The organism is Secundilactobacillus similis DSM 23365 = JCM 2765 (assembly GCF_001311075.1).
Taxonomy (GTDB): Bacteria; Bacillota; Bacilli; order Lactobacillales; family Lactobacillaceae; genus Secundilactobacillus; species Secundilactobacillus similis.
Window position 1 is genome coordinate 1 of record NZ_BBAD01000060.1, and the last position, 21,035, is coordinate 21,035.

Annotated in this window: 17 protein-coding genes and 6 pseudogenes; 21 read left to right on the forward strand and 2 right to left on the reverse strand. The window is 48.6% G+C overall.

The features are described 5' to 3' along the window. Window positions 1-132: 132 nt before the first annotated feature. A pseudogene (locus JCM2765_RS11935) lies at window positions 133-1,543 on the reverse strand (sugar porter family MFS transporter). Between the two features lie 510 nt (window positions 1,544-2,053). Here JCM2765_RS11935 and JCM2765_RS11940 point away from each other — a divergent pair. The 6 genes and pseudogenes from JCM2765_RS11940 to JCM2765_RS11965 all read left to right on the forward strand — a co-directional run. Further along, window positions 2,054-2,605 (forward strand): annotated as a pseudogene (locus tag JCM2765_RS11940) (thiamine pyrophosphate-binding protein); the annotation flags it as partial. A 29-nt stretch (window positions 2,606-2,634) separates the two neighbouring features. Beyond that, a complete protein-coding gene (locus JCM2765_RS11945; protein ID WP_263849442.1) occupies window positions 2,635-3,777 on the forward strand; it encodes a thiamine pyrophosphate-dependent enzyme in 1,143 nt (380 codons plus the stop codon). A 17-nt stretch (window positions 3,778-3,794) separates the two neighbouring features. After that, the gene (locus JCM2765_RS11950) at window positions 3,795-4,670 is read left to right on the forward strand and encodes an RluA family pseudouridine synthase (protein WP_054736947.1); all 876 of its coding nucleotides are present in this window, start codon (window positions 3,795-3,797) and stop codon (window positions 4,668-4,670) included. Window positions 4,671-4,894: 224 nt separating this feature from the next. After that, complete coding sequence (locus JCM2765_RS11955; protein WP_054736948.1) at window positions 4,895-5,086, forward strand: hypothetical protein; 192 nt, start codon at window positions 4,895-4,897, stop codon at window positions 5,084-5,086. Between the two features lie 207 nt (window positions 5,087-5,293). Further along, entirely contained in the window at window positions 5,294-6,034 is a 741-nt protein-coding gene (locus JCM2765_RS11960) for a DUF1003 domain-containing protein (RefSeq protein WP_054736949.1), read from the forward strand. A 60-nt stretch (window positions 6,035-6,094) separates the two neighbouring features. After that, a complete protein-coding gene (locus tag JCM2765_RS11965) occupies window positions 6,095-6,667 on the forward strand; it encodes a GNAT family N-acetyltransferase (RefSeq protein WP_054736950.1) in 573 nt (190 codons plus the stop codon). A gap of 860 nt (window positions 6,668-7,527) precedes the next feature. Here the strand turns inward: JCM2765_RS11965 and JCM2765_RS11980 are convergent. Further along, window positions 7,528-8,470 (reverse strand): annotated as a pseudogene (locus JCM2765_RS11980) (dihydroorotate oxidase). Between the two features lie 340 nt (window positions 8,471-8,810). Here JCM2765_RS11980 and JCM2765_RS11985 point away from each other — a divergent pair. From JCM2765_RS11985 to JCM2765_RS12035, 15 genes and pseudogenes are all read left to right on the forward strand, one after another. After that, entirely contained in the window at window positions 8,811-9,221 is a 411-nt protein-coding gene (locus tag JCM2765_RS11985) for a hypothetical protein (RefSeq protein WP_225352085.1), read from the forward strand. Between the two features lie 205 nt (window positions 9,222-9,426). Beyond that, window positions 9,427-10,710 (forward strand): annotated as a pseudogene (locus tag JCM2765_RS11990) (uracil-xanthine permease family protein). Window positions 10,711-10,736: 26 nt separating this feature from the next. Then, window positions 10,737-12,100 (forward strand): annotated as a pseudogene (locus JCM2765_RS11995) (cytosine permease). A gap of 863 nt (window positions 12,101-12,963) precedes the next feature. After that, window positions 12,964-13,386, forward strand: a complete 423-nt coding sequence (locus JCM2765_RS12000; RefSeq protein WP_225352086.1) for a GNAT family N-acetyltransferase — start codon at window positions 12,964-12,966, stop codon at window positions 13,384-13,386. Next, window positions 13,374-13,508: a hypothetical protein gene (locus tag JCM2765_RS18815; protein WP_263849439.1), complete on the forward strand. Its 135-nt coding sequence runs from the start codon at window positions 13,374-13,376 to the stop codon at window positions 13,506-13,508. Before JCM2765_RS12000 ends, JCM2765_RS18815 begins: the two co-directional genes overlap by 13 nt. 113 nt (window positions 13,509-13,621) lie before the next feature. Then, entirely contained in the window at window positions 13,622-14,524 is a 903-nt protein-coding gene (locus tag JCM2765_RS12005; protein ID WP_054736953.1) for a cation diffusion facilitator family transporter, read from the forward strand. Between the two features lie 38 nt (window positions 14,525-14,562). Continuing rightward, window positions 14,563-15,210 carry a metal-dependent transcriptional regulator gene (locus tag JCM2765_RS12010; RefSeq protein ID WP_054736958.1) on the forward strand — a complete coding sequence of 216 codons (648 nt, stop codon included), beginning with the start codon at window positions 14,563-14,565 and terminating at the stop codon, window positions 15,208-15,210. 532 nt (window positions 15,211-15,742) lie between these two features. After that, complete coding sequence (locus tag JCM2765_RS12015; RefSeq protein WP_225352087.1) at window positions 15,743-16,468, forward strand: threonine/serine exporter family protein; 726 nt, start codon at window positions 15,743-15,745, stop codon at window positions 16,466-16,468. A gap of 129 nt (window positions 16,469-16,597) precedes the next feature. Then, entirely contained in the window at window positions 16,598-16,813 is a 216-nt protein-coding gene (locus tag JCM2765_RS19170) for a threonine/serine exporter family protein (protein WP_369404079.1), read from the forward strand. Next, a complete protein-coding gene (locus JCM2765_RS19175) occupies window positions 16,810-16,959 on the forward strand; it encodes a hypothetical protein (RefSeq protein ID WP_369404080.1) in 150 nt (49 codons plus the stop codon). The genes JCM2765_RS19170 and JCM2765_RS19175 overlap by 4 nt, the downstream gene beginning before the upstream one ends. Window positions 16,960-17,244: 285 nt before the next feature. Then, window positions 17,245-17,910 (forward strand): phosphatase PAP2 family protein, encoded by a 666-nt coding sequence (locus JCM2765_RS12025; protein WP_054736954.1) that lies wholly within the window; start codon window positions 17,245-17,247, stop codon window positions 17,908-17,910. Window positions 17,911-18,105: 195 nt separating this feature from the next. Continuing rightward, a pseudogene (locus JCM2765_RS19180) lies at window positions 18,106-18,156 on the forward strand (hypothetical protein); the annotation flags it as partial. A 10-nt stretch (window positions 18,157-18,166) separates the two neighbouring features. Next, a complete protein-coding gene (locus JCM2765_RS18820) occupies window positions 18,167-18,289 on the forward strand; it encodes a hypothetical protein (RefSeq protein WP_263849441.1) in 123 nt (40 codons plus the stop codon). Between the two features lie 339 nt (window positions 18,290-18,628). After that, window positions 18,629-20,077, forward strand: coding sequence for an ABC transporter permease (locus JCM2765_RS12030; RefSeq protein WP_054736955.1), 1,449 nt, complete (start codon window positions 18,629-18,631; stop codon window positions 20,075-20,077). 16 nt (window positions 20,078-20,093) lie between these two features. Next, on the forward strand, window positions 20,094-20,753 hold the full coding sequence (locus JCM2765_RS12035) for an ABC transporter ATP-binding protein (RefSeq protein ID WP_054736956.1): 660 nt from the start codon (window positions 20,094-20,096) through the stop codon (window positions 20,751-20,753). Window positions 20,754-21,035: the final 282 nt, after the last annotated feature.

The window sequence follows — 21,035 nt, forward strand, 5'->3', positions numbered from 1 at the left end:
TCCGCGGCATCCTCACACTATCCAAAACCAGAATCACTGAATTTCACAAACTAAAGATGCTTACGCTGGGCACAAACGACAACAAAAAAGATCCCGCCACCCCAACAGGTAGCGGAATCTTTTCAATTCAAATTAACGATTTTCTTGTTCAGTCGATGCTTCATAAGCCGTGCGATCACCAGTACCTTGAGCTTCGATTTCTTCAAGTGTTTTGCCACGAGTTTCAGGAACGGCAAAGCGGATGAAGCGACGCCTAAGAGACAGATGATGCCGAAGATGGCGAAGACGGATTCTTGGCTCATGTTGGCGGTCATCACTGGGAAGAGGAGACCGACCAACCATGATCCGATCCAGTTAAATGACGATGCAACGCCGGATGCGCGACCCCGAATTTGGAGTGGGAAGATTTCACCGACCAACACCCAGGTCAATGGGGCCCAAGTGAAGGAGTAAAAGGCAACGTAGACGCATAGGAAGACGACAATCAACATTGGACTGGTATTTGGTAATAGCCAGTTAATGACGGTTGGCAGTAAGAATGACAGACCCATGACGGCGCCACCTAAGGTTAACAACGTCCGCCGGTTGAACTTTTCGGCGATGGCGATGTAGAGGAGGGAGCCTAACACGAGGATGATGCCTTGGATAATTGGCCACATTAAAGCGGAACTTGCGGCCTTACCGGTTGCTTTTTGGACGATCAATGGAATGTAGTAGAAGATGGCGTTAGCGCCTTGGAATTGTTGGAAAGTTGCAACACCGACCCCGGCAATCACCAGGTAGCGGTACCGCTTGCTGACCAAGGTGCCCCATGAGGTTGACTTGGCAGCGGCGGATTCTTCTTGAGAAGCTGATTGGATGTCGGCTAATTCATCATCAATGGTGCTGGTATCTTTCCGAATGTAGCTTAACACTTGACGCGCTTCGTCTGGGTGACCGGTTTTAACCAAGAACCGTGGTGATTCTGGCAACTTGAGGACCCCGAGGAAGAGAATGGCAGCTGGAACGGCTGCTAAACCAAGCATTAACCGCCAAGCGAGCACTTCTGGCAAGCCTTTAAGCACGAAGTCGATAACATAGGAGAGTAACATCCCGGTCACGATCATCGTTTGGTTTAACCCAGATAGCGAGCCCCGCTTTTCAGCCGGTGACATTTCAGACATGTAGGCGGGAACGAGTGCTGACGCCGCCCCAACCGCAAGTCCCAAGAACATCCGCACGATAATCAAATAAATCTGACCATCATGAGGTGACCCGGCAGAAAGCAGTGACCCCACTGCGAAAATCAGGCGGAGAGCAGAATCATCTTTCGACGGCCCCAACGGTCAGAAAGCTGACCAGCTAAAGCCCCACCGAAGATGGCCCCAAACATGACGGCTGAAGTGATCCAGCCAGTAATGGTGGCGTTGTTTTGCAGATGCCAATCAATTTGAAGAAATGGGAGTGCCCCGGTCATAACACCGATGTCATAACCGAAGAGGATGCCCCCGAATGAACCGAAGAAGTAGATAAATCCACTAGAAATCTTTTTCTCCTGTTGCATGAGTTTGTTGCCTCCTTGAGTTTAAGTTACAGACGAATTTAAATGAAAACGTTATCAATAACGGGTAATAGGTGGCATAATGGCGTGGCGAGTGTCGAGGTTTGTGTAAAAAACAACGAACGCGCACTCAGCCGAATAAGAAGAAGACACCGCTCTCATTGAATAAGATAACGCTAACACGTTATACTGTACGGTATTTATACGCATAAATCAATAGTCGATTTATTTGTATTATAAATAATGAGCAAAGTTAAGCGCTTCCATGGTTGCGGTTTCATGGTTTTGGTGATTTTTAAAATATTTTCGCTGATAAACCAATGATTTGACAATCAAACTAATTTATCAGACAAATTACAAAGGATGTTGTTTCAAAAAGTTTGCCGAGACTGGAACTGCTTTCAATCCCATTCTTTGCTAAAATAGACCTGTTAGCCAAATTGGCAAAAGCTTGTTAAATCGCGGATGCGATGAACGGAGGCAGTTAATGACAGTAATGAAGCGTCACAAGCGTTAGTTCAGGAACTTGAAAATTGGCAGGTCAGTCACGTTTACGGGATTCCGGCCGATTCATTGATTGATGGGTTTGCGGCAGAACAGGAGCGGATGGCCTACATCCAGGTGCGTCACGAAGAGGTTGGGGCGCTGGCTGCGGTTGCCGAAACAAAGTTAACCGGACAAATTGGGGTTGCCATGGCCTCGGTTGGTCCCGGTGCCGTTCATCTCCTATATGGGATGTGTGATGCGAAGATGGACCACACGCCGATGCTATTGATTATGAGCACGGTTGCGACCGACATGATCAACACCCACTATATTCAAGACTTTGACGAAAACGAACTGTTTGCGGGCCTAGATACCTATCACCGCCAAGTCAGTGATGCGCGGACGATTCCCACGGTGATTCGGGAAGCCATTCAAACGGCGTACGATACCCAATCACCAAGTGTGGTATTGATTCCGGATGATTTAGCCAATCAAGAGATCGACTACCAGCCGTTAGTGGTTGAGCAGCGACCGCTACGCCAGCTGGTGGTAGTGTTGACCAAGTCAAAACGACTTTAGCATTAATTAAAGAAGCTGAGCGGCCAGTGATGTTGGTTGGCTCTGGTGTCAAAGCAGCCAAGGCGGAAGTGGTCGCCGTATCGAAGCGGTTGGGATTACCCGTGATTGCGTCGGCGCCCGCAGCTGGTTTGGTGCCAACTGGTTTTGAGAATTTCATGGGCACTCAGGGACGAATGGGGACCCAGCCCGCTTTTGAGGCGTTACACATGGCCGACTTAGTGGTGATGGTGGGGACCGTTTATCCATTTATGCGGTATTTAGACCAACCCGTCAAAACGATTCAAATCAATCAACGGGCAGCGGACCTTGGCGTACAAATTCATGCAGACCAAGCGGTGGTCGCGGATGCCGGGGCGTACTTACAGCAGTTGTTGGCAGCTCAGGCGGCCCAGTTGCCGGAAACGGCCTTCTTGAAAGCCTGCCAGCAATCTCGGCAGAACTGGTTGGCCTACCTTGATGAGCGGGCAACCTTGATTGATGATGCGCCTTTGACTGCTGAAGCTGTCTTACGTCAGGTGGGGACGTTAAGCGAAAGTGATACGATCTACGGGTTAGATGTGGGGAACAACACGGTCTTTTCAACCCGGATGTTGCCGTTTGATCAACAGCAACAACTCACGATGTCGGGCTGGTTTGGTGCGATGGGCTACGGCTTAGCGGCCGGAATCGCGGCCCAATTGAGCTATCCCAAACGGCGCGTGATCACGGTTTCTGGTGATGGCGGTTTTTCAATGGTTGTCCAAGACCTGTTAACTCAGGTACAATATCAGTTACCAGTCATCAACGTGATTCTCGAAAATGGCGGGTACGGGTTTATTCGGCAGGAGAAGGCCAACAGTGGTCAGACGGACTACGGGTTGACCTTCAACAATGCCAACTGGGCCGGGGTTGCCACAAATATGGGGGCTTTGGGACTCCGAGTAACGGATGCGGCTTCCTTAACGGCGGCAATCGCAACGATCCAAGACCACTTAGCTGCGGGCAACACCCAGCCAATCGTATTGGACGCCGTGATCACCGAAGAACCACCGCTGGAAACTGGCCAGATGATTTTGGATCCGGAACAGTACGAAGCGGATGCCATCGGTGCGTTCCGGCAACAGTACAATTTACCAGCTGATAAATACCCCGCCCTGCGAACCTTACTTGCCCAGCAAGATGACGAAATCTAGTAATCGGAGCGATAAGCATGAAATTTAGTTGGAACGTGACCCATCCCGGCGCAACTGCCAAGACCATTTTGGCCGAACAGGGCGTGAGTCACCGAATGTTTAGTCAAATCAATCAGAGTAACGGTCAGGTCCTGATCAACGGTCGGTCGGTAAAACCCGCCACTAAGGTGAACGTGGGTGATCAGGTAACCTTGATCGTGCCGGAAGAACCGGCTGACCCAAACGTGCCGGTCAGTGATGGGCCGTTGACCGTTCAGTACGAAGACGAGAATTTAATGGTCGTCGAAAAACCAGCCGGCCTGACGGTAGTGCCTGGTCCCAGTAACCGAACCGATACGTTGGTGAACCTGGTGAAGGGCCACTTAGTTGCGGCGGGTGACCGCCAACTGGTGCCACACGTGATTACGCGGTTGGATCGGGATACGAGTGGCTTGGTGTTGTTAGCGAAGCACCGATTGGCCAATTCTTGGTTGAATCAGCAACTAGGTGATCACACGTTGGTCAAACGCTACTTGGCCATTGTCAGCGGTCAGTTACCGGCAGATCACGATATGATTGATGCGCCATTGCGACGAGCGGATGATGGCGTCAATCAAATCGTGGCACCGGATGGCAAGTCAGCGCAGACTGAGTACTGGGTCAAACAACGCGGGGCTGATTGGACGCTAGTTGAGGTGCTCCTGCATACTGGCCGGACGCACCAGATTCGTGCACACTTTCAATCGTTGGGGCATCCGTTGCTTGGCGATGAACTTTACGGCGGCCCGCAAACGCAACTCATGCGACAGGCCTTACACGCTTATGCGCTTAGTTTTGAAGATCCAGTAACGCATGATCAACGCCAGTTTGAATGTCCGTTACCGGCGGATATGTCGGCAATTGTTCAGGCTTAATCCAAGTGAAAAACGTTGTCCAAATCGTGCGCTTTGGGCAACGTTTTTTGAATTGGTCTGCTAAAACAATTAAACGATTTTGACTCTTAAATGAGGATTTGATGATGAAAAACCGCGTCAAAGTAAGAATTGTCCTCATACTCAAGAAAAAGGTGGATTTTGCTTGTATTCCCTACAGAAACCGGTATAGTGGCATTGTACAAAAAAATAAGGAGTGAATTTAGATGACAAGTAATGATGAGTCACAGCAGGCAATTGAAAAAATCTTGAACCGGGTAGAGGAAAACTTAACCGAGTTATCTTGGTTTGACTGCGACTTAAAAGATGAACAATTTGCCAAACATATCGCTGAGGTCAAAGCTTCATTAAAGCTTGCTAAACGGTCATACAGCGATCGGAAATTGGTCACCGAATAATCAGTTACGAAGACATCTGGCTGTCACTTTGATTTTAGACCCCTGTATTTAAATGAAGTTTTAGCTATCCGTTCGATGGTGTTGACCATTAGCTGGATAGAACAGCACGCTCTCACTGAGGGCGTGTTTTTTTAGGTTAAATTGGGCAATTGAGTAGCATATACGTTAAACTAGACTTAACTAAAGTGAGAGAAATGAGGCGACGATATGGCGGAAACAGAAACGAAGACGGCAACGTGTCTGGTGGATGGTAAGACGTATCCCGTTGAATCCGGGCTATTCTTGATCGACCTATCGACTACGTTACGGCAACGAATCAAAAAGGATTACCCGCAGGCGAAGGTGACCAGTTTTATCTGCGGGCATCACTTGTTGGACTACCGGTTAGCCAACGTTGACGCGTTGATCAGCTCGGACTTGAAGCAGAGTCAAAAAATCAACCGTAAGTTGACACGGGCGTTACAGAGTGATGATTACGAGATTACGGATGTGAACGAAACGTTGACCAAGAGTCTGACACTGGGCGAGCGGGTGGCGGATAACGTCGCGCGCTTCGGTGGGAGTTGGGGCTTCATTGGCGTGTTTGTGTTCGTGCTGGTGACCTGGATGGTGATCAACGGCCTGCAGTTGTTTGGGATTCGGTTTGATGATTATCCATTTATTTTGTTGAACCTGTGTTTAAGCTGTATTTCGGCCATTCAAGCGCCTATTATCATGATGAGCCAAAACCGGTCAGCGGACCGGGACCGGATGGATGCTGAAAATGACTTTCACGTAAATTTAAAATCCGAGCATGAATTGCGAATTTTGCATGCCAAGCTTGATCATCTGTCACAAAACCAGATTCCCCATACTTTGGAAATCGAAAAGCTCCAAATTGAGATTTTAGGTGAGATTCGCCAAGAACTCGCCGAACTGCGCAAACAGGGTGAGGACCAGCGCCTTTGACAAATCCCGCAGAATCCGGTATCCTCTTATGCAACACGCAAATACACTGGAGGATTTATTTTGATTACCATACGAGAGGCTCAGCAGGAAGACGCTGGCCAGATAGCACCGCTGATTAACCTGATTTTTGACGAGATGCAACTTGAAGAACTTGAAGACGTCCCCGAACCTGACTTAGAGCAGGTCATCGCGATGGCTTACCGGACCCGCAGTTATCTGTCCGGTGACGCAACCACCGTGGTGGCCGAGGCCGATGGTCAAGTTGTTGGGGTTGCCTTCGGGTATCCCGGACAAAATGAGGCACGGGTCGACGAAGTCCTTCGTCGCCTGTCAGCCAAAAGTGCCGCCTTTGACACACCGTTTGAAGCGGAGCCAGAGACGGCAGCGGGTGAATGGTACTTGGATTCCATTGCCGTTTCACCACACTATCAAGGACACGGGATCGGCAAACGCCTACTTGCGTCACTGCCAACCTACGCCAACCGCGACCACGAAAACGTGATGGGGTTGATCGTTGACTTTGAAAATCCCGATGCCATGGCACTATATCAGCGCGTGGGGTTCCACGTGGTCGGCACCAAAATGGTCGGTGACCACGAGTACTACCACATGCAAAAGCGGGTCGCCGCTTAACTAACTTAATCAATCAACTACGGTCAGGCGTTTGCCTGGCCGTTTTTTGTTGTTGTTTGTGAAGTGCGATGATTTGCTTGAACTGTCGATTCCGGTATGCGGCTAGGTTCCCGCTATGGGGCCGGTCTGAGCCGAAGGGCGGTCTCAGACCTCGAAGTTAAGCCTCGCCAAAACGCACGCGAGTCTTAACTTCGTCCCCGATAATTGGCGGTTGTCGGAAGAACACCAACAACCACCAATTATCGCGACATAGCATCCAACTAGCCGCATACCAAAATCTTACAGTGTGCAATTCGACACTATCGTAGAACATCTCAACTGCTTGACTGATTAGTTGCAGTATTGCAACGACTGAGGTTGAGTCGCTCAACGTCAAAATGATCATTAGCACAATGATCAAACGTCAATCCATTCTGAACGATGACGCAATGTGCTTGAACGGATTGTTGACTCGATGCGGTAACGCTGCTATTCAGCGGTTATTGAGATGTTCGCAATTGTCATCGTACAACAGCTTGACTCTTCATGATAGATTTTCGGGAGTGTGGTAACCGCTGCCGAAAACCCGCAGACAAGAGGTCGGTCTGAAAATTGGGCCTCAGCCATGAAATTTACTTGGCTGGCGTTTCTTGCCAGACTAGTAAAAGGCCGTATTCTGAGACGCGGGCTTTCGGCTCAGAATCGTGCCCATGGCGTTCCAGTGCCCAAATTTTCAGGCCAACCGGCTGTGCCCACAATGTCAACCATGATTAACGCGCAGACGAAGCCAAATTTCACAAAGTTCGCACACTTACGCTGGACACAAGCAAAAAAAGGACCCAGCACCGTCGAAAGTGCTGAGTCCGAGTTAAGTTCAATAATTAGTCATCAAAGGTCTTAAGCTTACCCTTGAAATCGTTGATGCTAGTGTAGCCCTTAGCTGCCATGATGGCGGTAAGTTCTTGTGAGATGCGGTCGAAGATTTGGGTGCCTTCGTAGCCGAATTGGGTACCGATTTGAACCATGGAGGCGCCGCAGAGGATGTGTTCGAAGACGTCTTGGCCGTTGAGAATACCGCCGGTCCCAACGATGGCGATTTCTGGCTTCAAGCGAAGGGCTAAGCCGCGAACGTTGGCCAAAGCGGTTGGTTTAACGAATGCACCGCCGATGCCGCCAAAGCCACCTTTAGGTTTAATCACAACTTTTTCGGCATGAGGTCGATAACCAGACCGTTACCGATACTGTTGATCGAGTTGACGAAAGTTAGTGGGAATTGGTTCAGGATGTCAGCGATTTGGTCAAAGTGCACTAAATCGAAGTAGGGTGGTAATTTAACACCAAGTGGCTTGGTGTAGAAGTCAAATACCGCGGTCAACACTGTTTTAACCCGGTCGAAGTCGTAACCGACCTGTGGATGTCCTGGGACATTTGGGCAAGAGAGGTTCAATTCAACGAAACCGGTGTAGGCGGAATCTTGAATCTGGTGCAACATGCTTAAGTTGTCTTCTAAGCTAGTCCCTGCAACGGATAAGAAGTTGGTGGTCCCGGGACGATTGGCTTGGTCTTGTAAGACGAAGTCCAAGTAGTAGTCTAAGCCTTCGTTTGGTAACCCCATCGAGTTGATGCTGCCCTTTGGCAGGGTGTGCATCCGTGGTGAAGGGTTACCAGCCGCTTCACCGGTGTGGCACTCTTGGTCACGTAAGCCCCAGCGGTGGAGTCGATCAGTTTGTTCAGATCGGCTATCGATTGGCAGCGCACGCCCGCGGCGTTCATTAAACAGTTGTCAAAGGTTCTTCCGGCGATTTCAGTTGCTAAAGTTGTCATCAAAAAGTCAGCTCCCAGTCTGAATTATTTTTGGTTATTTGATTGCCTTGTACTTTACTCGAAAATTGAATGTTCGTCAATCCTTGTGACGGATTTATTTTTAAGTTGGTGCGAATTAGGTTAACTGTACCAGTTGACCGGTTAATACCGCTGGGCCTAGATTGGGTAGTATTTTAGAATGTTGAGAAAACGGAATTTATTGGCGTTAATTAAAAAATCTTTCGGATTCTTGAATACGCCATGAAAACAAGCTGTCATCAGTAAGTCACCGGACTTTGCCTCACCCCGAATTATTGGTAGAATGGAGCGATGACTGCAACAGCAATTTGGAGGTAATAACTTGACGGAAACCAACGAACCCACGTTAAACTTGGGTGATGAACAATTTAACCATATGATGTTATTTTTAAAAACGCCGATTACACAAAAGACTCACTTGGATTACCGGTTTGGCGATTCAGAATTGCGGGAGCTTAAATCAGGCATCTGGGCCATGCCGGCCTATCTTCAAGATGATGATTCGTTTAGTAGTTTCTTTTTGTTCACGATGATCGATAACGACCACATGGTAGTGGCCTTTTCTCAGGGTGAACGTCACGACAAACAACTGAGTTTAAGTGCGCCGATGACCACTGGCCAGGGACTCAACCAACTTTATGCGAATCAGGAAAAGCGCGCGCAACGCGTGTTGAAATTTCTGAATGATATTTCCCGAGCTGACGAGGCCGAATGGCGTCAGATTGAAGATTGATTAAATTAACATTGACACACCATGAGAGAATCACTATAATTACAGTCAATATGAAACCTTTTAACTTGGTCCCGTGAGGCTAAGAAGGGACGTTCGGTTGGCGCATTGTAGCCAAATTAAAACGACACCTCTATACCTGCGGGCATAGGGGTGTTTTTTCGTTCAACACGCCGAAGCCAAGTGAGAGGGCGAGGAGGAAACGGGTATGTCGCAACAGTCAGAAGGTCGCTACCGTAATCCAGATGCGGTACTTGATGTTTGGGAACGACCATCACTTGGCCAATGGGTCGGGTTATCGATTCAGCACTTATTTTCAATGTTTGGATCCACGGTTTTAGTGCCAATTTTAGTGGGGTTAAATCCCGGAATTGCACTTTTTAGTTCCGGTGTTGGGACCCTGATGTACATTTTGATCACCAAGGGCAAGATTCCAGCTACATGGGGTCAAGTTTCTCGTTCATCGTGGTCATGCAAAGTTTGATGAAGTCAGCTGGGTATCCGTCAATTGCACAGGGGACGTTAGCGGTTGGGGTCGTTTACCTGATTGTGAGCTTGTTGGTCTCAATGATTGGTTCAGGTTGGATCGACAAAGCGTTGCCACCAATCGTCGTGGGGCCAATCATCATGGTTATTGGGTTATCCTTGGCTGGCAGTGCCGCGAACAACGCCACCATGGTCAACAACCACTACAGTTTGACGTCGTTTTGCATCGCCATTGCCACGTTACTGATCACGATTTTCTTCAACATGTTTATGAAGGGCTTCTTGGGCTTGATTCCAATTTTGTTGGGGATCGTGAGTGGGTATATCATTACTGCGCTTGCCGGCGTGGTGGATTTTGCCCCCGTTATGGCCGCACCTTGGTTTAAAATGCCGGCGTTCCAGATTCCATTCTTAACGTATAAAATGACTTGGCACGTGGATGCCATCTTGAGCATGGCGCCCATCGCCTTCGTTACGATGACGGAACACATGGGGCACATCATGGTGCTGAACAAATTGACTCACCGGAACTACTTTAAAGATCCAGGTTTGAACCATACCTTAGCTGGTGATGGGACGGCCTCGATCATTGCCAGTTTCGTCGGTGGCCCGCCAATCACCAGTTACGGTGAAAACATTGGTGTGCTGGCTATTACGCGAGTGCACTCCGTTTACATGTTAGCCGGTGCCGGATTATTTGCCATTCTATTCTCATTCGTTGGTAAGCTAAGCGCTCATTGAAAGTATTCCATCGCCCGTTATCGGCGGGATCAGCTTCCTATTATTCGGGGTAATTGCTTCCAGTGGCCTTCGGGTCTTGGTTGATAACCACGTCGACTTTAACGAAAAGCGTAATTTGATTATTTCTGCCACGATTTTAGTGATTGGGATCGGGAACGCCAGTCTTCAAGTAGCCGGCTTGACCTTCTCAGGCTTATCGATCGTGACCGTCTTGGGTATTTTGATGAACTTGATTTTACCAAAGCACGCCGTTAACGAAGCTTAGTTTAATTAATAGGGGGAAATACAACAATGGCAACCAAGAACGGTTTAGGGCGGGTGCCCGCCATTCCGATGGCAAATCGGCACATGTCGTATTGGGATATGTTCGCAACGTGGGTTGGCGCCAACGCGAATAACGGGACCTGGTACATTGGTGGTGTGATTGCTGCCTGTGGTTCATGACGGCGTCAACGGCACTGATCATTTCGGGAATCGTGTCATACTTACTGTTAGCAGCTGCCAGTTTTATGGGTTACAAAACCGGGTTAACCGCTATGACGCTGACGCGGGCATCGTTTGGGCTTCGCGGGAGTCTGTTACCATCCGTCATCAACATGGTTCAATTCATTGGTTGGGCGGCGGTTAATACATTTATCGCGGCGACCTCGATGAGTTATCTCTTCCATGATATCTTCGGCTGGCCGGTCTATGGTAAGCCGGGCGGGACGTTAGGGCTCGTTGTTGGCATCGTTGTGATGAGTATCTTCCATTTATTAAGTATCTCCTTAGGGCAACGTTCAGTTCAGTTGATCGAGCGGGTCGGCATCGTGCTCGTCGTGATCTTTGTGGTTTGGGAAACCATCGTGGTCTTTCAAACGGTCTCCTTCCACGACATTATGAGCTGGCAACCACCGCACAACTTAAAGATGACGTCCGGTGCTGCAATTGACGTCTTGGCTGCTTTTAACCTCGCTTGGGTGACGGCCGCCAGTGACTTTTCTCGGTTTACCGGTGTGAAGAAAAATGCCACGCACGCTGCTTTCTTAGGGGCAAACGTGGGTCTCTTCTGGTTCGCCTTTATCGGGTTGATTGCCACTATCGGGACGGCGATTACGCTGAACCACTTTGATCCTAATAACTCCGATCCAAGTACGATTGCCAGCAAGTTGGGGTTAGGGTTCTTGGCAATGATCGTGATTATTCTGACCAGTACCACGGCCAACGCGGTTAACTTGATGTCCGCGGGTTCAGCCTTGACCAACATGACCCAGCGAATCAGTTTAACGGTCAGTCTTTGGATCGTGACGTTGATTGCGACTGCGGTGACGTTCTTACCAATCTTCGTTGCGTCGTTCTTGGACGTCTTCACGGTATTTTTAGACGGAATCGGAATGGTGCTGGGACCGGAAATCGGGATCTTCTTGGTCGACTTCTTCTGGTTGCGGCGCCAGCGATACCAAATTGATGACTTCACTAAAGTTAAGGGTCAGTACTGGTATCAAGGTGGGGTCAACTGGTTAGCTATCTTGACTTGGGCCGTTTCCGTTGCGTGCTACGTTGGCTTGAAGCACGTGCCAATGATTGCCGACACGATTGGCGCAACCTTCGTGGTGATCATCATTAGTATGGTACTCTACGGCGTCTTGATGAAAGTTACCCAAAAAGAGCAGTAAATAGTGTGATTATGAGCAATTAAATGGTATTCTTACTATAGTAGTAGACCGTTACAGCCGGTCCTGGAAATACTTTTGAAGTTTGGCTTTGATCGTAGTTTGATAATCGTCGCCGCTAAACATTGACAATATTTGCCGTGGATGGCGCTAGAATGCGCTTTGAGTGCTTAGTGTAAGCTAAGCCAGTAACCGTATCTGAATGACGGGTAAGTGAAAATTAAGAGATTGATTTTCTCAGAACCGGTTGCCAAGTCTACTACTGAGGGAAGTCCGACATCGAAGTTAAGGTGGCGGGCTTTTCTTTTAGAGTGCGGAGAAAAATAGAGTGCGGAGAAAAACGGTTAAAGAGCGGAGTGTAGCGGCGTCCAACTTAAGTTACCGGGTTTTGGTAGCTTGAGTTGGACGCCGCTACATGCAGCTCTTTGTTTTTCTCTGCACGTTTCGGCGCAGTAGCCGAAAAAACGACAAAGTAGCCCACCTCACAATGCCGCCTAAAAAGCAAAACGAAAAATCAAAATTAGCGCCGAAAACAAAGAAATCGCAATGAGCATCGCCCAAAGCACTCAATAGCAGAGCTGTAGTTAGCTTTTCTCGGTACGTGGCGAAAATAGACTCGATTGAGACATCAATAATTATTGAATGGTCGTTGTCATGTCGTTCAAACACAGCTTGCGCACAATCACCACTCAAAACGCAAATAAGAATTTCAATTCTGAATCGCTTCCAACTGGCTAAAATCAACGTTTTGAAATTAGAAAAACGTTAACCGAAATATTAGAAATTAATTGATTCTTTTTGGTAGACACCCGTTTGAAATCGCGTTAAGATAGCACAATCTTATAAAAACGGTGAGGTGGTAACGTATGAAATTACGTCGCGCAGAAATGAAAGATCTACAACAAATCGAGTCAATTATTCAGGACGGTAAACAACTGTTGGCCGCTCAACACATTGATCAGTGGCAGGGTAATTATCCGAACACCAACGTCTTAGTGGATGACATTCAAAATGGTCGCACAATGGTGTTGGTGGATGGCTACGATGTTTTAGGCACCGCGGCGGTGATTCCAGCGCCAGATGAAAGCTATCAAGAAATTGATGGTCAGTGGCTGACGGCTGGCAACAGCTACGTTGCCATTCACCGGGTGGCGGTGTCGAGTCACCACCACGGTAAGGGCCTTTCTGGCAAATTGCTGGCGGCCATCTTTGATGAAATTGACCAGCATCCAGCAGTGAAGGGCGTGCGAATCGATACGCATCCTGAAAACTTGGCATGCAACACGTGATCAACAAGGCTGGGTTCACCAAGACCGGCACTGTTGAAGTGAAGGCGGATGACCAGACGGATGTTCAGGACTTTGCTTACGAAAAATTAACGAAGTCAGCTGCAACGGTTTACGCAAATTAAATGAACGATTTAAAACAGCCCCGACGGAATGTAGGTTATTCCTTCGGGGTTTTTAGTTGCGCTTCTCGTCCCCTGCAAAATGTGCGATAATAAAGGGATAAGGGGTGAGCGAGATGGCTGAAAGGGATAACTTATCTGGACAAAAGTTTCTGGGTGTAACGCTGCTCAACGCTGGCATTACAGTGCTGGAGATTTTTGGTGGCCTGTTTTCCGGAAGCTTAGCGTTGTTGTCTGACGCGGTCCATAATTTAGGCGATACCTTTTCGATTGCCATCGGTTACTTCGCTCACCGGATCAGCCAACGAAGTGAGGATGACCGCAATACGTTTGGTTATGGTCGTGCACAGATCCTCGCTGCCTTATTGAACGCCATGTTGCTATTAGTTGTTTCCGCTTTCTTAGTGATTGAGGCAGTCCGGCGTTTACGGCACCCCGAAACCATTCAGGGCGACATCATGCTAGTTGTGGCCGTTGTTGGGGCAATCGCCAACTTGCTTTCTGCTTGGCTGCTTCATCGGGGGTCCAAGCATAATTTAAATATGAAGGCAACGTATCTGCATTTGTTGAGTGATACGCTCTCATCATTTGGAGTTATTATCGGCGGATTGCTGATTCAGTGGTACAATGTGACTATGGTTGATCCGATTATCACGATTATCGTTGCCGTCTATATTGCGGTGGAATCATGGCCAATTATCCGACACACCATCACGATTCTGATGCAGGGTGCGCCGACGATGGACTACGAAGCCATCAAAACCGACCTGTTGAAGATCGATGGCGTCACCAACGTGCACCACATTCACGTGTGGATGATCGATGAGAACCGGATCATGTTTTCGGCCCACGTCAACATGCGGGATATGAAGCTCAGTGAGGCTGAGGTGATTTATCACCGAATTGAACGCGTTTTGGCGGCAAAATACGGTATTTGTCACGTGACGATTCAAGCGGAAGATGTTCGCGGCAAAGACGAAGGCCTGATTTTAAACGAAAAATTGACAGATAAGTTGTAGCGAGAGGTACGGTGTTAATGGAAAAGGCAAAAACTGGTATGACGCCCATGAAAGAGGACTATCTCAAAATTATTTTTGAGTTGGGCGGTGCCACTGATAAGGTCTCAAATAAGCAAATCGCAATTAGTCTCAACATTGCAGCAGGATCTGTTACCGAAATGATTGGTAAAATGGCCGAAGAAGGCTACGTGATTCATGAACCTTATGCGGGCATTACGCTGACGCAACGCGGAATCGATGCCGCCGTTGTGCTGGTTCGCAATCACCGGCTGTGGGAAACGTTCTTGGTGAAACGCTTGGGCTACCCATTACCCGACCTCGACGTTGAAGCCGAAAAACTGGAACACGTGACGAGTGAACGGCTGGCCAACGCATTAGATGATGCGTTGGGTCACCCAACCCACTGTCCACATGGTGGCATCATTCCTGATCGGACGGGCCACTACGATGAAGAAACCCACCTCATCTTAAACGATGTTGCGGATGGCGAAACGGTCACGGTTTCCCGCTTTATCGATAACCATGACCTACTGACGTATCTTGGAGATATCAAACTTGATATTGGCGATCAGTTGACGGTCAAGAAACACGATCCGTTTGAAGGGCCTGTGCTGGTTGAGAACTTAACGGATAAGCAGAACCTGACGATTGGGTATAAAGCAGCGCATTATATTTTTGTTGAATAGTGGAACGTCTGACTGACGGCAGTGTTGTCGTTGGTTGGGCGTTTTTTACTTACGCTTGTGTCCAGCGTAAGTGTTGGGTATGATTTGGGTGTTGGCTGTTTGTCATCGCTTCGCTCGCCAAAGCCGCATAAAAGATGGCGCTCTCAGGCTACAAAATTCGGCGCCACTTAAGCTGTCATTTCTGGGGTTCCTGAAGTTGTAGAAACTTGTCAACCACGCGCTTTCTGGCCACCACGCCGAATGGTGCTGCGCGAGACTGAGAGCTGCATGTAAGGCGAGTCCGGTAAAACCGCCAGGCCCGGGCGCCTTCACCGGACTCACCTTACACACTGCTCTCAACCCGTCTCGCTCCGCACATTATCGCTGGACACAAACGTCAGCATGCTTAGAACTAAATCAAAAACAGCGACCTGCTCCTAATTTGCCAAAATCAACAAATAAAGTGGGTAAACCATGAGCGACTAAGCTATAATTTAACTTAGCAGATTAGAAATGAAACGGGGCGAACAATGTGGGAACCAGGGGACACCAATTGATTAAGACGGCGCTGCATGCGGGGCGCATCATGATTGAAAACGGGTCAGAAGTTGCGCGGGTTGAGGATACAATTCACCGAATCGCCGTCAGCGCAGGTTACCCACAGAGTAAGGTTTACGTGACGATTACTGGCATCATGATGTCGATTTCGGATGAGGAGAATGCCCAGATTGAACCAATCAATTTGCGGACGATCGACTTGGAGAAAATCACCCGGGTGAACGATTTATCGCGGAAGTTTGCGGCGGGGGCGATTGATTTGGTTGAATTTGAATCAGACCTAACCGAACTAGAAGTGCACCCGCGGTATTTCCCGTTGTGGATGCAACTAGTTTCAGCTGGAATCGTCAGTGGGACGTTGGAAGTGGTCTTTCGAAACAACTTTCCGGACTTTTGGATCACCTGTTTGATTGGGCTGATTGGTTGGGGTGTCTTTTACGCCGTGAATAAACTGGCACAAGTTCGGTTTCTGAGTGAATTTTTAGCAGCAGTTGCGATTGGCTTGTTAGCGATTTTAGCGGTGCACGTTCACTGGGGCAACAGCGTGGATGATATTATCATTGGTAGCGTGATGCCGTTGGTTCCCGGAGTACCGTTGACCAACGCCGTACGCGATTTGCTGACTGGTGATTTGGTGAGTGGCATCGCGCGAGGAATTGAAGCCTTGATGAGTGCGGTGGCGATTGGGAGCGGGATCGCAATGATCCTGCAGATTTTGTGAGGGTGCGCAAATGTGGATGATGATCATTAAATTAATACTCACCTATTTCGCCACCGTTACGTTCGGTGTGTTAATCAACGTACACGGCGAGGATTAAATGCCGGGGGGATTATCAGTACACTGGGTTTCTTGGCCTACCTCTTGTGCTTGCAAGCAGGCGCCGGCATTGCTATTGCTAACCTAATCGGGGCTTTACTGATTGGCGTTCTTAGTATGCAGGCGGCGCGGTGGCTCAAGATGCCGGTGATCAACTTTAATATTCCGAGTATGGTCCCGTTTGTGCCTGGTGGACAGGCGTATCAGATGGTGAAGAATTTTGCCTTGGGTGATAACGCCGAAGCATGAGTTACTTCCTGCAGGTGGCGGAGATTGCGGGCGCCATTGCGTTTGGGTTCTTATTAGCGGAGTTATTTAACCGACTGCAAGCTAAAGTCATGTTGAAACTGTCAAACGAGTGGCGACGGGAACACCGAAATAATCCGAAACTATAGCGACAAAAAAGAGATGTGCAGATTACTTGAAAGGGTGATGTGCGCATCTTTTTTTGATGGTCAAAGCGCAAAACGTATGAGCAATAATAAAACTGATAGATAGAAGTAACAGTACCAAGGTGAAAATGGGAGTCGTAACAGGCGGATGCGTTAAATTCTAATGCGGTTGCCGAGACTATTAAAATTTCTGCTAAGGCCTGAAAGAAGCCCGCAAGCTTGGTCACATTTATGCTATACTCGAACGTGCAATGTTTTAAGGTTGTTAGAAAATTGGAGGAATCATCGATGATTATTGAACAAGAACGCGACCGGCCATTCCGCCTGCTCGTGAGTGGTGGCTTGTTTGCTGTGTTGGCAGCGTTCGTCATGGCGCATTCAGGACTATTAGATTTTCTAGACGGCGTTATGATTCAGCTGGTCCAGAAGCATAGTTCGGGCACCAAGGATGCGATTTACGGGGCGATTACAACAATTGCCAGTCCCAAGATGGACCTCATTGTGGTCTTTATCATCGCATTTTTACTGTGGGGATTTAAATATAAAATACCGGCGTTGTGGGCGTTAGGAACGATCATTGGCGGGGATGCAGTGGCGTTCATCGCGAAAGAAATCGTTCGGCGAGCACGTCCTCTGGGACACTTGGCTGCCGATAATGGGTTTAGTTTCCCAAGTGGCCACGTGTTTGGCACGACTATCATCGTAGCGATTCTTTGGATCGTTGTGGTGCCAATGTTGCGCAACTACTGGCAATGGGTCGTTGTCAGAACCCTCTTATTCTTGTGGTTGATCTTGGTGGCATGGTCACGAGTTTATCTGGGCGCGCACTACCCAACCGATACGATTGGCGCAATGTTACTGGGCCATGCTTGGCTACAGATTTGCGAGTGGTTGTATCTTTGGATCACGCCGAAGCTGCGGAACGTGAAATTGGTTAGAAATTCAATTGTGTAAGTAGTCTTATTGAGGCGTTTTTAGTCTTGATAGTAGTATGAGCAATACGACGGGCGACATAGGAGCAATCACTCCTGTGTCACCTGTTTGATTAGTGTGACTAAATTAGTCGCTGAACCACCGATAACCTGTTACACTAAAGTTAGTAACTGGTGTTTATAAAATGATTGCGTTGCCATTAAAGGGGGAATCACCATGCAAAAACGATTAGTTAAATCCAAGAATCGGGTTTTCACAGGCGTTTTAGGGGGCGTCAGTGAGTATTTTGATTGGGAGCCAACTTGTTCGGATTATCTATACGATTGCGACCTTTCTGACGGGGATCGTTGGTGGGTGTGTGGTTTATGTGATTGCTAGTATGATTATGCCGGCGGATTGAAGTTAAAGTAAAGCGTATTAGATGGGCGTCGTCAATTTCTGAGGGAGTTGGCGAGGCCTTTTTTGTATTTGGCAGGTGTTGGCGACATAGCCGAAACGTGTGAAAAGGTGCAGGACGGCCATATAAGACAAATAAAGCGTAGCACCCAAGCCCGGGGTACTACGCTTTATTTATCTTATATTCTGGGTCCTAAGCGCGCCTTTTCACACTCTGCCTTTTAAGCTTAAATTAAGCCCCCACCTGTATAAACAAAGCATGCCTAAAAACAAAACGGAAAGGTGATGCAGTTTTCATGAATGATACTCAGGGTTTTAAGCAACAGCTAGCGGAGGTGTCCGTATGAACTTCGTGAAACGTGCCTGGTTGAGCTTGACCGCTAAGAAGGGGCGCTCGCTGCTGATGCTGATTGTGATGTCAGCCATTATGTTATTTGTTTTTGCGGGTCTGTTGATCAACAGCGCTGCCAATAGTGCTACCAAGCAGGCGAAAGCCAACGTTGGGGCGACCCTGACGTTATCGGCTAACCGGGAAGCCGCATTTAAAAAAATGCAGCAGAGCAGTTCATCAAGCAGTAGTAGTCGCCCGAAGTTAACCATGTCGCCGGTGAAGCTCAGCGATGCCAAGAAGATTGCGGCTCTAGCCAACGTCTCAAGTTATAACGCAACGGTCAGCACATCAGTTGATGCCGATGGGTTCGATACGGTTTCAACTAGTTCTAGTTCGAATATGATGGGCGGCCGGTTCGGGAGCAGCAGTAGTAGCACTGGCGACATCACCGTCACCGGGGTGACCAACACGGCAACCTCAAGCTCGTTCAGCAATAAGACCAACACGCTAAAATCCGGTCGGCAACTTACCAGTGCCGACAGCGGCACCAATAACGTGATGATCGAATCAGAACTGGCGAAGGCGGATGGCCTTAAAGTCGGCGATACGATCAAGGTCAAAGCCACTTCAGGCAGCAAGACTTACAAGTTAAAAGTGGTCGGCATCTACAAGGCCAAATCGTCAGCAACGACCACGATGGGGCCGGGTGCCAGTGATCCAGCCAACACGATTTACACCTCAACGACCTTTGCCAACACGGTCAAGGGCAGCAAGTACGCCAATACGGCGGATTCTGTAACTTTTACCATCAGTAACCCAAGCGCCATCAGCAAGGTCAAAAAAGCCGGCAAGCAACTCATTAACACCAGCAAATACAGCCTGTCAGCTGACGACAGCAGTTACCAAACGGTTAAGGCGTCGATGAGTAACATTAAATCCTTCGCTAATAAGATTGTGTGGTTAGTTGCCATCGCCGGAACGGTGATCTTAGCGCTGATCATCATGCTTCAAGTTCGCGAACGCCGACATGAAATTGGCGTGTTACTGGCAATGGGCGAAAGCCGAGTCAAAATTATTGGTCAGCTGTTTGTGGAATTAGCCATGGTACTGGTTGTGAGTTTGGTGATTGCCGGCATCGGTGGTCAATTTATCGGTAATAAGCTCGGCAATCAATTGGTCAGTCAACAGACGACATCACAAACGACTAATACCCAGTCAACCGGTGGCCCTGGTGGTCAAATGGGTACTGGCAGTCGGCCAAGTGGTCAAGCGCCAAGTGGTGGCATGCACCAGATGGGTGGTCAATCCGCCAAGACGGCGAAGACGACCCTTAAGGTGAAACTCTCAGCAGTCCAGTTGATTAAACTAGGTGCAATGGGCTTTGTGATCACCTTGCTCGCAGTTGTGGTTGCGGCTGGCGGTATTTTACGACTCCAACCCAAGAAGATTCTATTAGACTAAGGAAAGCGGTGAAACGATGCTCAACATTAAAGAATTAGGTTACTGGTACGATCGACCGGAAAATGCGTTATTCCAACACGTCAATTTAACGTTTGAAGTCGGTCAGTCCTACGCCGTGATCGGTCAAAGTGGGTCTGGTAAGACCACGTTCTTGTCATTACTGGCAGGATTGGATGTCCCAAGAGAGGGCACAATCGAATTAGACGGGCGCGACATTCAACAAATCGGCCTGACGAACTATCGCAAACACGATGTTTCAATTGTGTTCCAGTCGTATAATTTACTGACCTACATGTCACCGTTAAATAACGTTTTAACGGCGTTAGCCATTACGGATTCCAGTCATAAAGGCGACCAGGCCTTTGCGCGAGAGTTATTGCAGAAGCTGGGGCTAACGGATGAGCAAATGACGAAAAATGTCGGTAAATTATCCGGCGGCCAGCAACAGCGAGTGGCGATTGCCCGGGCGATGGCCTGTGATGCTAACCTGGTTGTTGCGGATGAACCAACGGGTAACCTTGACGAAGCGAATACCAAAGAGGTTGTCGCACTGTTTCAACAGTTGGCACATGAACAAAACAAGTGCGTCATCATCATTACGCATGAATCCGACGTTGCCAAAGCGTGCGACCATGCTTATCGGTTAGCGGATCATCAGTTTGCGTTGACGGAGTAGATTCAGTGGAGAAGCATCTGTTTTTGACGGATGCTTCTTTTTGTCGTATGAGGGATTATAACTGTCGCTTGTGTCCAGCGTAAGCATGCTGAGTTTGTGAAGTTCAGAGATTCTGGGTTTTATAGTGGGAAGATGCCGCGGGAGGCTCCGGCGCTATGCGAGGCTGGAACGCAGTGGCGGGCCTACGAGCTAGGAATGGCTGAGGACCGCCATGCCGGATCTCTCCGGACCCGCGTATGACTAGGGCACTCGCACCTCGAACCCCACGAGGCACGACTGCCC